We start from the raw sequence: 15,934 nt of genomic DNA on the forward strand, positions 1-15,934 counted from the left end.
CCCATTAAGAATAGTGTCACTGAAGGGTATCAATGGACGATTTATTTGTACAAGCGGGCGACTTGCCGACCTGGCATCAGCGCTGCGCGCTGCGCGTGCTGCACCTGTTTGGCTGGCGCATGCGCTTTCGCCCCTTGCCGGGTCCGCGCGGCATCGCCGTCGTCTACCCGCACACGTCCAACTGGGATTTCATGGTGGGCTTGTTCGGCAAATGGGCGCTGTCCTTGCCTTTCCGCTGGCTGGCCAAGGATTCCCTGTTCCGCGGCCCGATGGGCAAGGTGCTGCGCTACCTGGGCGGCGAACCCGTCGACCGCAGCACCACCAGCGGCACCATCGGGCGCCAGGCCGAACGCATGCTGGCCGCCGACTGGTACTGGCTGGCGATCACGCCGGAAGCGACGCGCAGCTACCGGCCGAACTGGAAAAGCGGCTTTTATCACCTGGCCCTGGCGGCCAAGGTGCCGCTGTTGCTCGTGTATATCGACTACCCGAACAAGGTGCTGGGCGTCGTCGACCATTTATATTTGACGGGGGACAAGGAGGCCGACATGGCGGCCATCGCCGCCGTGTATGCGGGCCACCAGGGCTTGCACCCTGAAAAGGCGGCGCCCATTGTGCTGTCCGACAAGCGCCCTGGCGCTTAAGCTAGCCCCAGCAACACCACGCCGGCGGCCGTCAAGGCCACGCCGGCCCCACGCAGCATGCGCTCGGCCAGCACCTGGCCGATGAAACGTCCCGCGCACAGCAGGACCGCCGAGGCCAGCATGAAGCCGCACGCGGCCGCTGTCGCCGGCAATTCCTGGCCATGTGCATTGCCATGCGCCAGCGCGAACAGACCCACCAATCCCATGCCGAGCCAGCTTGGCAAGGCCAGCGCCAGCGCGATGGCCAGCCCCACCAGCGCCACCGTGGCGGCGATACCCGTTTCCAGCCCCGGCACCGTCAAGCCCGCCATGCCGGCCAGCGCGCCCAGCAGCATCATGCCGAGGAAAGTGGCGGGCTGGGCCCAGCCGCCGCGCTGCTGGCCGCCCCAGATGCCCACGCCCAGCATGGCCAGCAAATGGTCGACGCCCGACAACGGATGGGCGAAACCGGCCAGGAAGCCGGCGCTCTCGCCATGACCGGGGTGGGCCATGGCGGGCAAGGCCAGCAGGCACAGCGCCGCCACGGCGGCCGTTTTCTTCATCAGTCTTGCGCTCATTGCGGCTCCTTGCCTGGTTGATCGAGCAAACCTTGCTCGCGGATAAAATCGATGACGACCTGCACGCCGTCGCCGCTGCGCAGGTTGGTAAACACGAAGGGGCGCTCGCCGCGCATGCGCTTGGCGTCCTGCGCCATCACGTCCAGGTTGGCGCCCACGTAGGGCGCCAGATCCGTCTTGTTGATGATCAGCAAATCGGAGCGCGTGATGCCGGGCCCGCCCTTGCGCGGGATCTTTTCGCCGCCGGCCACGTCGATCACGTAAATCGTCAAATCCGACAATTCCGGGCTGAAGGTGGCGGCCAGGTTGTCGCCGCCCGATTCGACCAGGATCAAATCGAGGTCGGGAAAATCGGCCTGCATGCGGGCGATCGCTTCCAGGTTGATGGACGCGTCTTCGCGGATGGCCGTGTGCGGGCAACCGCCCGTTTCCACGCCCATCAGGCGCTCGGCCGGCAAGGCGTCCGCGCGCAGCAGGATTTCCATGTCTTCCTTGGTATAGATGTCATTCGTGATGACGGCCATGTCGTAGCGCTCGCGCATGCCCTTGCACAGCATTTCGCACAGGGCCGTCTTGCCCGAGCCGACGGGCCCGCCGATGCCCACGCGCAGCGGATTGGAAGTGATCGATGTCATGTTGTAGTCTCTCGTTGTAGTGTTCAGGAACGATACAGCCGGCTGTACTGCACTTCGTGCCGCATCGACAGCAGCGACAGGCCGGGCGCCCAGTTGCCCATTGCGTCGTCCTGCAAGGTTTGCGCCGTGAGGGCCACCGCTTCCAGATCCGGCCGCAGCGACAGCAGCAGGCGCTGGCCCGCCACCTGCCCCAGCGGCACGGATTTCACGCAGACGAGCACCTGGTTTTCCGCCCACGCGAACAGCATGGCCAGCAGCGCCTCTTCGCGCGGAATCGCCAGCGCCGCCACGGCGCAGGCATAGGCCGTGGGCAGCGCCACTTCCGGCAGGCCCTGCAGCATGTCGATCAAGACGCCGTCGGCCACGCCCAGCTCGGCCAGGAGCTTGGTCAGCGAATAGCCCATCTGGATGGTTTCGGCGCGAAATTCCGCCGTGTCGCGCGAAGCGATGAAACGCTCGCTCCAGCGCTGCACGGCGTGCAGATCCTGCGCTGCGAACGCCTGCATCAGGCGCCAGCACAGGGGTGCTTCCCAGCGCGCCACCACCAAGGTCAAATGTTCGGCGATCCAGTCTCGCGCCGTGGCCGCGTCGTTCACCCGGCCCGATTCCAGCGCCGCTTCCAGCCCCTGCGAATAGCTGTAGGCGCCGATCGGCAGGGCCGGGCTGGCGAACTGCAGCAAATGCAGCAGGGCCGACGCCTGCATCATGCGGTATCGCCGGGACGGTGGATCTTCTGCCGCAGCGGCACGGGCGCCAGCAAATGCTGACCTTGGCCATCGTGGTGGCCATGGCCGCCGCCATACGCGCCCGCCTCGGGCTCGAACGGCGCGTTTTCTTCCGTCACAGTCGCCTGTAAACCTTCCAGCATCTCCTTGAGCACCACGTCCTTGCGGATGCGCAAAAAGCCGTCGCCCACCTGCGCCTGCGTATGGCGATTGCCCAGGTGGAAAGCGCAGCGCAGCAGGGTGTGCGCATCCGCGCAGCGCACCAGGTAGGTCGGCTCGCGCGCGGCGACGATCTGCACCACCTGGCCATCCGGTCCCGTCATGCGTTCGCCGTCGCGCAGCACCGTGCCGCGCACGGTGAACACGGCGACGTCGTCGCCATTCGACAGCACGGCGCGCAAGCGGCATTTTTCGCGTTGGTCGTAGGGCAGGACCAGTTGCGCGGTGGGCGCCCGCCCATCGTCGGGACCTAATTTGGTATGCAAAGTGAGCATGCTTGTCTCCCGCTTAAAATAGAAAATAACGCTGCGCCATCGGCAGCACGGCGGCCGCCTCGCACACGAGCAGCTGGCCGTCGGCGCGCACGGCATAGGTTTCCGGGTCCACTTCCATGTGCGGCGTGGCGCCGTTGTGGATCATGTCGGCCTTGCGCAAGCCGCGCATGTTCTTCACGGCGATGACGGATTTATTGAGTTTGAGCTGATGCCCGATATCGAGCTCGTAGGCCGCCTGCGAGACGAACGTAAACGACTTTTTCAGGCCGCCGCCGAAGGCGCCGAACATCATGCGGTAATGCACGGGCTGCGGCGTGGGAATCGACGCGTTCGGGTCGCCCATCTGCGCAGCGGCGATCATGCCGCCTTTTAAAATCATCGACGGCTTGACGCCGAAGAAGGCCGGCTTCCACAGCACGATGTCGGCGATCTTGCCCGCTTCGATCGAGCCCACCACGTGCGATATCCCATGCGTGATGGCCGGGTTGATCGTGTACTTGGCGATGTAGCGCTTGGCGCGGAAGTTGTCGCTGCGCGCCGTGTCGGGCGCCAGCGCGCCCCGCTGCACCTTCATCTTGTGCGCCGTCTGCCAGGTGCGCATGATCACCTCGCCCACGCGCCCCATCGCCTGCGAGTCGGACGACATCATGGAAATGGCGCCGATGTCGTGCAGGATATCCTCCGCGGCGATGGTTTCGCGGCGGATGCGCGACTCGGCGAACGCCACGTCTTCGGCAATGGCCGGATCCAGGTGGTGGCACACCATCAGCATGTCCAGGTGCTCGTCGAGCGTGTTGACGGTGAACGGGCGCGTCGGATTCGTCGACGACGGCAGCACGTTGGCCTGCCCCACGGCGGCGATAATGTCGGGCGCATGGCCGCCACCCGCCCCTTCCGTATGAAACGTGTGGATGGTGCGGTCCTTGAAGGCGGCCAGCGTATGCTCGAGAAAACCGCCTTCGTTGAGGGTATCGCTGTGCAGCGCCACCTGGATATCCATGCGGTCCGCGACGGACAGGCAGTTGTCGATGGCGGCCGGCGTGCTGCCCCAGTCTTCGTGCAGTTTCAGGCCGATGGCGCCCGCGCGCACCTGTTCTTCCAGCGGCAGCGGCAGGCTGACGTTACCCTTGCCCATGAAGCCCAGGTTCATCGGGAAGGCGTCGGCCGCCGCCAGCATGGCGTGCAAATGCCAGGGCCCCGGCGTGCACGTGGTGGCGGCCGTGCCGACGGCCGGTCCCGTGCCGCCGCCCAGCATGGTGGTCACGCCGCTCATCAAGGCTTCCTCGATCTGCTGCGGGCAGATGAAGTGGATATGCGTGTCGACGCCGCCGGCCGTGACGATCAGGCCTTCGCCCGCGATGATCTCGGTCGCGCCGCCGATGGCCAGGGTGACGCCGGGCTGGATGTCCGGGTTGCCCGCCTTGCCGATGCCGAAAATCAGGCCGTTTTTCAGGCCGATGTCGGCTTTCACGATGCCCCAGTGGTCGAGGATGACGGCATTCGTGATGACGGTGTCCATCACCTCGGCCGCGCAGCGCTGCGACTGGCCCATGCCGTCGCGGATCACCTTGCCGCCGCCGAATTTCACCTCTTCGCCATAGATCGCGTAGTCATGCTCGATCTCGATGAACAGTTCCGTGTCGGCCAGGCGGATGCGGTCGCCCTTGGTGGGGCCGAACATCTCGGCATACGCGCTGCGGGGAATGCTGGCCATCTCAATCCTTTCCCGGTGGAGTGTCTTGCAGTTCGCCCATCACTGCGCCATTGAAGCCGTAGACCTTGCGCTCGCCCGCCAGCGCCACCAGTTCCACCGTGCGCTGCTGGCCTGGCTCGAAGCGCACGGCCGTGCCGGCAGTGATGTTCAGGCGCATGCCGTAAGCGCGCCAGCGCTCGAAGGCCAGCGCCGGATTGACCTCGAAAAAGTGAAAGTGCGAGCCGACCTGGATCGGCCGATCGCCCCGGTTGGCCACCACCACGGTGGCCGTGGCGCGCCCGGCATTCAAGCTGATTTCACCTTCTTCCAATTGGTATTCGCCTGGGGTCATGAGGGGCTCCTGTCAATGTCGCTTGGTTGATTACGGTATCGGGTGGTGCACGGTCACCAGCTTGCTGCCATCGGGGAAGGTCGCTTCCACCTGGATGTCGGGGATCATCTCGGCGATGCCATCCATGACGTCGGCGCGCGAGAGGATTTTCGTCCCGTCCGACATCAGCTGCGCCACGGATTTGCCGTCGCGCGCCCCTTCCATGATGGCCGCGCTGATCAGGGCCACCGCTTCCGGATAATTCAATTTCAATCCGCGCGCCAGGCGCCGTTCGGCCAGCAGCGCGGCCGTAAAAATGAGCAGCTTGTCTTTTTCTCGGGGAGTCAGGTCCATGGTTTTCCTTGCGCTTCTTTCCTGATTAAGTGTTCCAGATGCGGGGCACGACGGCGTCGCGTCCCAGCATGGCGGGGCGCAGCAACTGCCAGGCGGCCAGCATGACGCGGCGCGCCGCCTCGCTGTCGCCGCACAGCAGGCGCACCACCACCAGCGCTTTCATGTGCGTGGCGCCAAACGCGGCGCCGGCCGGCACGGCGATCTCGCGCACGGCGGCCAGCACGGCGGCCGATACGGGCGTACCGACGGCGATCAGGGTGGCGCACACCGTGTGTCCCCCCAGTCCCAGCGGACTGGCCATCAGGGCGCCGCCGCCGGCCAGCTCGCCCTGCTCCCACCACAGCAGCCTGCCGCCGCGGCGGATCTGCACCTGCTGGCCGATGCTGCCCGTGTTGAACATTTCGCCCGAGGCGCTGCGCCCCAGGCAGACGATGTCGCAGCCGATGTAGCCGGCGTCGGCCGCCAGTTCCACCTCGTGGCGCAGGCGCACGCAAGCCTGGTCGAAAAAGATGCTCTCCTGCGGCAGCCACTCGATGGCCGCGCCCCTGCCCGCGCGCAGCACAAGGTGCTGGCCCGAGACGTGGCCGTTGGCGCGGTACCATTTGGCGGCGCCCGGAGAGGTAAGCAAGGCATGCGCGCCCTCGCCCACCGTGACGTCGACGGCCAGCTGGTCGCCGCCCACCACGCCGCCGGGCGGATGGATGATGATGGCGTGGCAGACGCCATCGCCCTCCGGATACAGGGGCTTTTGCACGCGCAAAGGGCCGCTGTGCGTGCGCTCGACGAGGCGGCTGACGCCATCGTGCAGCGCAAAGCCCAGGCGCAGCTGCGCCTGCCAGGCGCTGTACGCGCCGGCATCGGGAAGCCTTGCGAGGGGGAGACTGTCTGGCATGCGCTGCGATCGTGTAAATAACGATCAACAAAGCAGAAAATGTGCCAGTAACGAAGGAGGCCAATATTGGACGGTGCGGCGCACCGTCAAGGAATGGGAAAGTGAGAATCGTGCACTTCAAAGTCACACGTGCGTGACCAGCGCGCGGCCAGCGCACCACCTTGGTGCACTGGCCGCGCGGCGTGCGCTACGCCGTCACGGCGCCGCCAGGTAGGGACTCTTGCCGCCGTCGGCGATGAAGCCGTCGATGCGCCGTTCCAGCACGGGCAGCGGCACGGACCCCATTTCCAGCAGCATGTCGTGGAAGGCGCGGATGTCGAAGCGCTCGCCCAGCGCCGTTTCCGCCTTGCGGCGGCCGTCGAGGATGGCCATCTCGCCCAGGTAATACGACAGCGCCTGGCCCGGCCAGGAAATGTAGCGGTCCACCTCCGTCTCGATTTCATGCGCGGACAGCGCGGTATTGTCGTGCAGGTAGGCCTGCGCCTGCGCGCGCGTCCAGTCCTGCGCATGGATGCCCGTGTCGACCACCAGGCGCGCGGCGCGCCAGGCCTGGTAGCTGAGCATGCCGAAGGTTTCATAGGCATTCTCGTAGATGCCCATCTCGACGCCGAGGCGCTCGCAATACAGGGCCCAGCCTTCGCCATACGCGGAGATATACGCGCGGCGAAATTCCGGCCGCCCCTTCTGTTCCAGCGCCACCGGCATCTGGAAGGCGTGGCCGGGCGCCGATTCGTGCAGGGTCAGGGCCGGCATGCTGTACAGGGGCCGTGACGGCAAGTCATGGGTGTTGACCAGGTAGACGCCCGGGCCGCCGCGGCCCGACGTGTAATGGGGCGCCTGCTCGTCCGGCACGGGAATGATGGCGAAGCGCTGGCGCGGCAGGTAGCCGAAATACTGCGCCGCCTTGGCGTCGAACTTTTTCGCCACCCAGGCCGAGCGCATCAGCAGCTCCTGCGGCGTGCGCGCATAGAACTGCGGATCGCTGCGCAAGAATTGCAGGAAGGCGGCAAAGTCACCCCGGAAGCCCGTCTTGGCGATGGTGGCATCCATCTCGGCGCGGATCTGCGCCATCTCCCGCAGGCCGATGGCGTGGATCTGCGCCGCGCTCAGGGCCGTGGTGGTAAATTCCGTGATCTTCGACTGGTAGTAGGCCTTGCCGTCGGGCAGGCGTTCCGCCGCCAGGGTCGTGCCCGCGCCGGGAATGTACACGTCGCGCATGAAGGCCAGCAGCTCGCCAAAGGCCGGCATGACGGCGTCGCGGATGGCTTGCACGGCGGCCGCGCGCAGGGCCGACTGCTCCTGTTCGGGCATGCTGGCCGGCAGCTGCAGGAAGGGCTGGTAGTACAGGGTGGCACGCGCATCGGCCGCGTGGGCCACATCGGCCAGCGCCTGCTCGCGCCCGGCCAGGGTCACGCGGGGCGGCGTGAAGCCGCGCCGCAGGCCGGCGCGCATATTCTCCATCTGCTCGCCGAAATAGCGCGGCACGTCATTGAGCTGCGCGAGGTAGGCGCGGTAGTCGGCGCTGGTGCGGCGCGGCTTGCGGGCCGCGTACGCCAGCTCATTCCAGAAAGCCGTGTCGGCATTGAGGGGCCGCTCGTATTCGCGGAACTGCTGCGCCGCCAGCAAGGCGGCCACCTGCGCGCGGTAGACGGCAAAATTGACGCCATCCTCGCCCTGCAGGCTGGCCGCGTCGAGCGCGTCGAGCTGCGCCAGCACGCGCTCCCAGTAGGCGTGCCGCGTCTCCTGCGTGGCGGCGTCCACGCGCGGCAGCGTGGCGTCGGCATCGAGCCTCTGCGCCTGGCGCCATTGCCATTCCGCGCTGTAAATCTGCTGGAACTGGCCGGCGGCGCCCGCAGGCAACACGGTGGCGGAAGCGGCCAAGGCGGCGCCGCTGAACAGCATGCATGCGCCCAATAGCGCGGGAATCAGTCTTTTCACGGAATACTTGCCCAAAAGAAAAAGAGCCAGCATACCCGCTCACGCCGGCGACAGCATCCTTTTTTCGCGCAGCAGCACCGTGAAAGCGTCCGCCGGCAAGGGACGGCTGAAATAATAACCCTGCATCTCGTCGCAGCCGTGCTCCGTCAGGAAATCCACCTGCTCGCGCGTCTCGACGCCCTCGGCGATGACGCGCATGTCCAGGTTGTGCGCCAGCGAGATGACGGAACGGGCGATGGCCGCGTCGCTGCTGCTGGTGGTGACGTCGTCGACGAAGGATTTGTCGATCTTCAGCACGTCGATGGGAAAGCGTTTCAGGTAGCCGAGGCTGGAATAGCCGGTGCCGAAGTCGTCGAGCGAAATGCCCACGCCGATATCCTTCAGGCGCGTCAGCGCCGCCACCGCCTTGTCCGGGTCGCCCATCACCGTGCTTTCCGTGATCTCGATCCCCAGGCAGGCGGGCGCGATGCCGTATTTGCGCAAGGTCGCCTCGACGAAAGGCACCGTGCGGTCCTGTGCGAACTGTTTGCCGGACAGGTTGACGGCCACCTTGATGCTGCCCAGGCCCGCGTCGTGCCAGGCGCGGATCTGCGCGCAGACGCTTTCGAGCACCCATTCGCCGATGGCCGTGATCGAGCCGTATTCCTCGGCCAGGGCGATGAACAGGCCGGGCGGCACCTTGCCCAGCACCGGATTTTCCCAGCGCAGCAAGGCTTCCGCGCCCAGCAAGGCGCCCGTGCGCAAGCACATCTGCGGCTGGTAGTGCACTTCGAATTCATCGCGGCCGATGGCGCCGCGCAGTTGCTGCTGCATGGCCAGGCGGGCGCGGATGTCGCTGCCCATGCGCTCCGTGAAGAAGGCGTAATGGTCACGCCCCATTTCCTTGGCGCGCACCAGGGCCGTGTCGGCGTGGCGCAGCACGTCGTCGAGGCTGTCGCCGTCGGCAGGGCACATGGCGATGCCGATGCTGGTCGTCAGCGCCAGGCGCTCGCCATCGACGCTGAGCTCTTCGCGCAAACCGGCCAGGATGGTTTGCGCCAGCGCCAGCGTGCGGCCCAACATCGCATCGTCCTGCAGCAGGATCTGGAACTCGTCGCCGCCCTGGCGCACCACCGTGTCGCCTTCGCGCACGCAGCCGGACAGGAAGCGCGCCACCACCTGCAGCGCCTTGTCGCCCACGGCCTGGCCGTGCGAATCGTTAATGTTCTTGAAGCGGTCCAGGTCCAGGCACATCAGCACCACCTGCTGGCTGTCGCGCACGGCGTTCGCGCGCGCCTGTTCGAAGCGCTCGCGCAGCAGCACGCGGTTCGGCAAGCCGGTCAGCGCGTCGTGGTAGGAAAGGAAATCGATCAGATGCTGCTCGGCCTTGCGCTCGCTGATGTCGAGGAAGACGCCGATGTAGTTGACGACGGCGCCGTCCGGGCCGTGCACGGTGGAGGCGCTGAGCAGGCAGGGATAGGTGTCGCCGCTCTTGCGCCGCGTCTGCACCTCGCCCGACCAGCAGCCGCTGCTGCGCAAGCCCTGGCGCATGGCCTGCAGCACCGCTTCGCCCGTGTGTTCGGCGTGCAGGCGCAGGATGTCCGTGCCCACCACTTCCTGCGCCGCGTAGCCGGTGATGCGCGTGAAGGCGGGATTGGCCGTGACGATGATGCCGGTCGGATCCGTGATCAGGATGGCGTCCTGCGTCGCCTCGAAGACCTGGCCCGACAGGCGCAGCAATTCTTCATTGGCGCGGCGGATCTGCACTTCGCGCGCCAAGGTGCTGGCCACCTGTTCCAGTTCGGCCGTGCGTTCGGCCACGCGCCGCTCCAGGTTGGCGCGCTCCTGCGCCAGCTGCAGCTGCGCCCGCGCCAGGCGCACGTGGGCGTCCGTGCGGGCGAGGATTTCCTCGGCCTGGAAGGGTTTGGCGATAAAGTCGACGGCGCCCAGCGCGAAGCCGCGCACCTTGTCGTCCGTATCGTATTGGGCCGACAGGAAGATCACCGGCACCTGGCGCAGGGACGGTATCTCCTTCAGGCGCCGGCACACTTCAAAGCCGTCGAGGCCCGGCATGCGCACGTCAAGCAGGATCAGCTCCGGCGGGCGCGCCTGGGCCGTCCACAGGGCCAGTTCGCCGTTCGGCGCCTGGCGCACCGCATAGCCGGCGCCGCCCAGCAAATCGCTCAACAGCTTCAGCGAAGCCGGTGTATCTTCAACGATCAGTACTTCGCCCTTAGCATTCACTTCGGAAAAATCGCGGTGCATGTAGCAGTTCTCTCAGCTTTGGATGAGGCGCGGCGGTCGGTTGCCGCGCTGGACAAGACATTTCTTTGCGATGAACTACGTACTATCATCATAATCTTTATTGCAATTTAGCACCATCCATCGGCGGCACTTAGTCCGTCTTTTCAGTCAATCCGATGTTGTCAGCCCACACTTTTCAAGCGTGCGCCAGTACCCCCTCGTTCTCCAGCAAGTCGCACAGCTGGCGGTACTGATGCTGGTCGAGCATGGCTTGCAGCGGCGCCAGCACGGGTGCCGCCGCCGGCGGCAGGGCAGCCAGCAGCAATGCCACCCTGGCCAGATTCAATTCACGCAGCGCCACCAGCAAGGCCGCGCGCTCTTCCCCGGCCAGCAACAGCAAGTCTTGCGCCCGCAGTGCCGGCGGCGCCTCGGGCGCCGGCGCCACCGGCAGCGGCATGGACACCTGCACGGGCGCCTCGGCCGCCTGCGCGGGAATGCTGAAGCGGAAGGTGGCGCCCTGCCCCGGCATGGACTCCACCGTCAGTTCGCCTTTCATCAATTGCACGAATTCGCGCGAGATGGCCAGGCCCAGGCCCGTGCCATCCTTCGGTCCCGCGCTGTCGGCCTGCACGAAGGGTTCGAAGATGCGCTGCTGGTCTTCCGGGGCGATGCCGATGCCCATGTCGCTGACGGCGAACGCCAGCATCCATTGATCGCCATCGCGCCATTCTCCGCGCACGCGCAAGGTGACCTCGCCGCCGCCGGCAAACTTGACGGCGTTCGACATCAGATTCAGCAGCACCTGGCGCAGGCGCGTCGCGTCGAGCATCACGGCCGCCGGCAGGTCCGCGCAATCGAGGCGCAAGGCCAGCCCTTGCTGCTCGGCGCGCATGCCCAGCATGTCCATCACTTCCTGCAGCAGCGGCGCCAGCGCCACCACGGCCGTCTGCGCGTGCAGGCGCCCCGCCTCGCCCTTCGACAGTTCGAGGATTTCATTGATCAGGGTGAGCAAATGGTTGCCGGAGCGGTGGATGATGGCCAGGTTGCGCTTTTCATCGTCCTGCATGTGCGGCGAGGCGGCCATCAGGCGCGAAAAGCCGATCACGGAATTCAAGGGCGTGCGCAGTTCATGGCTCATGTTGGCCAGGAAGGTGCTCTTGGCGCGGTTCGCCGCCTGCGCCTGGCTGACGGCCACCGACAGGGCGCTCGTGCGTTCGGCCACCAGTTCTTCCAGGTGGTGACGGTGGCGCAGCAGTTCCAGTTCGGCCTCGCGGTGCGCCGTGATGTCATAGTTCGAGCCCACCAGGCGCATGGGCTGGCCCTGGCCGTCGCGGAAGATCACGGCGTCGGCCTTGATGTAGCGGATGGCGCCATCGGGCCACAGGATGCGGTATTCGTGCGTGAACGCCTGCCCGGCGCCCAGTGCGGCGCGCAGGGCCTGCTTGGCGGCCGGCACGTCGTCCGGCATCAGCGCCGCGCGCCAGATGGCCGCCGGCGCCATGGTGCTGTCGGCATCGGCCCTGAACTGCGCGTACATCTGTTCATCCCATTGCAAGGCGTCGCTGACGACGTTCCAGTCCCAGATGCCGATGCTGGCCGCGCCGGTGGCCATCTGCACGCGTTCCTCGCTGCGCTGCAAGGCGCGGTAGCGGCTGTCGAGCAGCGCCACCATGTCGCGGATGGAACGGTACAGCGTGCGCAGCTCGCCCAGGAACCACGCTTTCGGCGGCGTGCCGAACGCCTCGCCCTGCCCTGCCTGGACGCCTGCCGCATACTGGCCGATCGCCTTCAGGGGCTTGAGCATCAGACACCACATCAGCAGCCAGATGCTGGCCACCAGGATCACGTCGAGCGCCACGATCATGGCGCCGATGCCCAATGCGCGCTGCCGCAGCTGCGCGTGCAGCAGGGCCGGCGTCGCATACACGGCCACGCTGCCGATGACTTGCCCGCCCATCGTCACGGGGCGCCGCTGCACCAGCCAGCCAGGTTCGGCGGACAGCGACGAGAAACTGCCGATGGCGCCAGTGGCCGTGCGGCGCAGCACCAGCGCTTCCTTGCCGATGCCCGGCGTCAGGGAGCTGGCCACCAGATCGCGCTTGCCCAGCGTGCTGCGCATGATGGCCTGCATCTGCTTTTCATCGAGATTCCACAAGGGCAGTTCGATGGCCACGGCCAGCTGGTCCGCACTGACGGCCAGGCTGCGATGCAGCTGCTGCCAGCGCTGCTCGCGTTCGGACTGGTAAAACAGCACGGCAAACACCAGCAGCAGCGCGGTGACGACGAAGGTCAGCGTCACGCTGACGGCCAGCACGATGGACACGCCGCCCAGGCGCGCGCCGCTGGAAGCGCGCATCGTCATGCGTCTTCGCCCTGCGGCTCGCTGGCCAGCTGCGCCAGCAAGGCGCACAGCGGCTGGTATTGATGCTGTTCCAGCATGGCGGCGATATGCGCGGCCAGCTGCGGCAGGCTGGTCGCGACGCCGGCCAGCACGATGGCGCTGCGCCGCAAATCGAGGGCATGCACGGATTCGAGCAGCACCTGCCGCTCGGCCGCGCCCAGCTGGCCCAGTTCCTGCTGCAGGTCAAAGGCGACCACCGGCACGCGCGGCGGCGTGGCGGCGGTGCGCTGGAAACGCACGCCCAGCTGCTGCTCCAGCATGGCGAACAGGTGTTCCTGCTCGATCGGTTTGCGCAGGAAGCCGTCGGCGCCGGCAGCCAGCGCCTCCTGCTTTTCCTCCTCGAAGGCGGAGGCGGTCATGATCACCAGGCGCGGCTGCACCAGTGCCGGCTGCGCGCGCAGCCAGCGCGTCAGCGCCAGGCCGTCCACGTCCGGCATGCGCCAGTCGCTGAGCACCATGTCGTAGCGCTGCGCCGCCAGCATGGCTTGCGCCTGCACGCCGCCGGCCGCCTCCTGCAGCTGGAAACCCAGCGGCGCCAGCAAGCCGGCCAGCAGCTTGCGGCAGTTGTCGTCATCGTCGACCAGCAGCACCATGCGCCCGCGCTGGGCCGATGGCAGGCGCGCCACGCGGCCTGGCGCCAGCGCCGCGACGGCCGCTTGCTGCAGCAGCGGCGCGCGCAGCTCGAAACTGAAGCGGGAGCCGGCACCCAAGGTCGATTCGACGCGCAGTTCACCCCCCATCAGGCGCACGAACTCGCGCGAGATGGTCAGCCCCAGGCCCGTGCCGGCCTGCGCCACCGCGCTGTCGGCCTGCACGAACGGTTCAAAGATGCGTTCCAGGTCTTCTTCCGCGATGCCGCTGCCCGTGTCGCGCACGGCAAACGCCAGCGCCGCTTGCCCATCGCCGTCCGTCCGGCAGGCCAGCGACAGGGTCACGCTGCCCTGCTCGATGAACTTGAGCGCGTTCGACAGCAAATTCAACAGCACCTGGCGCAGCTTGGCGCCGTCGAGCCGCACCAGCGGCGGCACGCCGTCGCGCTCGAGCCGCAGCGCGATGCCCTGGTCGCTCGAACGCATGCGCACCATCTCGAGCATTTCGTCGAGCAAGCCATTCAAGTCCACGGGCCCCGCTTGCAGCTGCATGCGGCCCGCCTCGATTTTCGACAATTCCAGGATATCGTTGATCAAGGTCAGCAAATGATGGCCGGCGCGGTTGATGATCGCCAGGTTGTGCTTTTCTTCCTCGAACATGCTGCTCGAATCGGCCATCATCTGCGAAAAGCCGATCACGGAATTCAAGGGCGTGCGCAATTCGTGGCTCATGTTGGCCAGGAAGACGCTTTTTGCGCGGTTCGCCGATTCGGCCTCGGTGACGGCCACCGACAGGGCCGCTGTGCGCTGCTGCACCAGTTCCTCCAGATGGTCGCGGTAGCCGAGCAGCTCCTGTTCGCTGTGCTTGCGCTCGGAAATGTCGACGATGCCGCTGCGCACCAGGCGCCGTCCGTCCATCGGCAGGCGCACCAGCCGCACTTCGCAGGGAAAGACGCTGCCGTCGGCGCGCCGCACATTGCGCTCAACCAGAATGGGCTCACCCAGCATGGCGCGGCGCAGATGCTCTTCCATCATCAATCCCAGCGGCAGGCCGTCGGGTTGCTCGCCCGTGTACAGGTCGAACGGCCCACGCGCCAGCAGCGCTTCGCGCGACATCCCCAGCATGCGCTGCGCGCTGCTGTTGGCGTCGATGAAGCGGTCCTGGTCCAGGTCATACACGACGATCGCTTCGGGCGCATGCTCGACGAGGATGCGGAAGCGCTGTTCGCTTTCGCGCGCATCACTCTCGGCGCGGCGCAGACGGCGGCGCTGCAGCAGCAAGGCGCTGAGCAGGCTCGCCATGGCGAGGAACACGGCGCCCACCGACAGCACGGCGACACGGTGTTCATGCCACAGCTGCGGCGGGCGGTTGAAAAACAGGGTGTGCGGCGGCAGCCGGCTGATGTCCGCATCCCAGCGCTGCAGCTGATCCCAGTCATACATGGGCACCGGGCGCGCCGGCGGCAGCAGGGCGCCCGGCGCGGCAGGCGCCTTGCCGGCCAATACGGCCAGCGACATCTGCGCCACCTGCTGCGCGGCCTGTTCGATATGCAGGAGGGAGCCGCCGAGGATGCCCTTGCCGACCGTCGCGTTATACATGCCGAAGACGGGCACATTGGCCAGCCGCGCCAGTTGCGTGGAGAATTGCACGGGCGTGGCGAGGTTGCCGTCCACGTCGCGGTTGACATTGCCCGCCACCAGCAGCGTATCGGCGGGCAAGTGCGCCACCGCCGCGCGCATCTGGTCCAGGGTCAGGTCATCGAGATAGCGCATGGCCACCTTGCCCTGCCACGCCAGCGCCGCCTGCTGCATGTCGCGCTTCAAGGCCTGGTCGGCCTCGCTGGCGCCGACGGCCATGACGATGGTCTTGGTCTCCGGGAACAGCGCCATGGCTTGCGCCAGGGTACCGGGAAAATCGACGTTCACCTTTTGCTGCCAGATGGATGCGGGGCTGCCGGCCGGCAAGGCCTTGCCCGAGGTGTTGATCGCCAGCACGGGCACGCCGCGCGCCAGCGGCGCCAGGTCCGACAGCAAAAAATCGAGCGCCGGCTGCTGCATGGCGATGATCAGGTCCGCCTTGCGCCCCATCATCTGTGTGTATCTTAAAAGCAACAAATCACGCATCTCATTGCGCAGCGCCGGGTCGCCCTGGGTATTCAGGTTCAGGTGCTCGACCATGATGTCTTCGCTGGCAAGTCCCGCCGCGGCCATGGCGGCGACGTAGGTGCGCGTGTACGATTCGACGCCGGCGCGGCCGTAATCGTAGGCGTTGAGGAACAGCACGCGCTGGCCCTGCTGCGGCGCGGCCGGCATGGCGGCAGGCGCCGCGGCAACACAGAACACCAGCAGCAACGCGCGGCAGCAGCGGCGCACCGCTGCCCTGCCCATCCCGCCGCCAGGCACCTCACGCATCCTTCGCCATGCCCATGCTCACTCCCGCCTGTCACCATGTTTCAA

The 15,934-nt window shown here is 66.8% G+C and carries 13 protein-coding genes; 1 reads left to right on the forward strand and 12 read right to left on the reverse strand.

From position 1 onward, the window contains the following. The first annotated feature begins 32 nt into the window (after positions 1–32). Complete coding sequence (locus GCN78_RS06535; RefSeq protein WP_152250980.1) at positions 33–644, forward strand: 1-acyl-sn-glycerol-3-phosphate acyltransferase; 612 nt, start codon at positions 33–35, stop codon at positions 642–644. On the opposite strand, the gene GCN78_RS06540 is transcribed toward GCN78_RS06535, so the two are convergent. The 12 genes from GCN78_RS06540 to GCN78_RS06595 form a co-directional block, all read right to left on the reverse strand. After that, the gene (locus tag GCN78_RS06540; RefSeq protein WP_226939503.1) at positions 641–1,201 is read right to left on the reverse strand and encodes a HupE/UreJ family protein; all 561 of its coding nucleotides are present in this window, start codon (positions 1,199–1,201) and stop codon (positions 641–643) included. The genes GCN78_RS06535 and GCN78_RS06540 overlap by 4 nt on opposite strands. After that, a complete protein-coding gene (ureG, locus tag GCN78_RS06545) occupies positions 1,198–1,836 on the reverse strand; it encodes an urease accessory protein UreG (protein WP_152250981.1) in 639 nt (212 codons plus the stop codon). Before ureG ends, GCN78_RS06540 begins: the two co-directional genes overlap by 4 nt. Before the next feature lie 23 nt (positions 1,837–1,859). Then, positions 1,860–2,540 (reverse strand): urease accessory protein UreF, encoded by a 681-nt coding sequence (locus GCN78_RS06550; protein ID WP_152251143.1) that lies wholly within the window; start codon positions 2,538–2,540, stop codon positions 1,860–1,862. After that, on the reverse strand, positions 2,540–3,055 hold the full coding sequence (ureE, locus tag GCN78_RS06555) for an urease accessory protein UreE (RefSeq protein ID WP_152250982.1): 516 nt from the start codon (positions 3,053–3,055) through the stop codon (positions 2,540–2,542). The genes GCN78_RS06550 and ureE overlap by 1 nt, the downstream gene beginning before the upstream one ends. Positions 3,056–3,068: 13 nt before the next feature. After that, positions 3,069–4,769, reverse strand: coding sequence for an urease subunit alpha (gene ureC / locus GCN78_RS06560; RefSeq protein ID WP_152250983.1), 1,701 nt, complete (start codon positions 4,767–4,769; stop codon positions 3,069–3,071). 1 nt (position 4,770) lies between these two features. After that, a complete protein-coding gene (locus GCN78_RS06565) occupies positions 4,771–5,100 on the reverse strand; it encodes an urease subunit beta (RefSeq protein WP_035819980.1) in 330 nt (109 codons plus the stop codon). A 30-nt stretch (positions 5,101–5,130) separates the two neighbouring features. Next, complete coding sequence (locus tag GCN78_RS06570; RefSeq protein ID WP_034751936.1) at positions 5,131–5,433, reverse strand: urease subunit gamma; 303 nt, start codon at positions 5,431–5,433, stop codon at positions 5,131–5,133. Positions 5,434–5,458: 25 nt separating this feature from the next. Further along, complete coding sequence (locus GCN78_RS06575; protein ID WP_193316636.1) at positions 5,459–6,325, reverse strand: urease accessory protein UreD; 867 nt, start codon at positions 6,323–6,325, stop codon at positions 5,459–5,461. 195 nt (positions 6,326–6,520) lie between these two features. After that, the gene (locus GCN78_RS06580) at positions 6,521–8,263 is read right to left on the reverse strand and encodes a DUF885 domain-containing protein (protein ID WP_226939504.1); all 1,743 of its coding nucleotides are present in this window, start codon (positions 8,261–8,263) and stop codon (positions 6,521–6,523) included. A gap of 39 nt (positions 8,264–8,302) precedes the next feature. Further along, positions 8,303–10,507 (reverse strand): two-component system response regulator, encoded by a 2,205-nt coding sequence (locus GCN78_RS06585; RefSeq protein WP_152250984.1) that lies wholly within the window; start codon positions 10,505–10,507, stop codon positions 8,303–8,305. A 175-nt stretch (positions 10,508–10,682) separates the two neighbouring features. Further along, the gene (locus GCN78_RS06590; RefSeq protein ID WP_152250985.1) at positions 10,683–12,848 is read right to left on the reverse strand and encodes a sensor histidine kinase; all 2,166 of its coding nucleotides are present in this window, start codon (positions 12,846–12,848) and stop codon (positions 10,683–10,685) included. Further along, entirely contained in the window at positions 12,845–15,865 is a 3,021-nt protein-coding gene (locus tag GCN78_RS06595; RefSeq protein ID WP_152250986.1) for a sensor histidine kinase, read from the reverse strand. The genes GCN78_RS06590 and GCN78_RS06595 overlap by 4 nt, the downstream gene beginning before the upstream one ends. Positions 15,866–15,934 lie beyond the last annotated feature (69 nt).

Origin of the sequence: Janthinobacterium rivuli (assembly GCF_009208735.1) — a bacterium.
GTDB lineage: Bacteria > Pseudomonadota > Gammaproteobacteria > Burkholderiales > Burkholderiaceae_D > Janthinobacterium.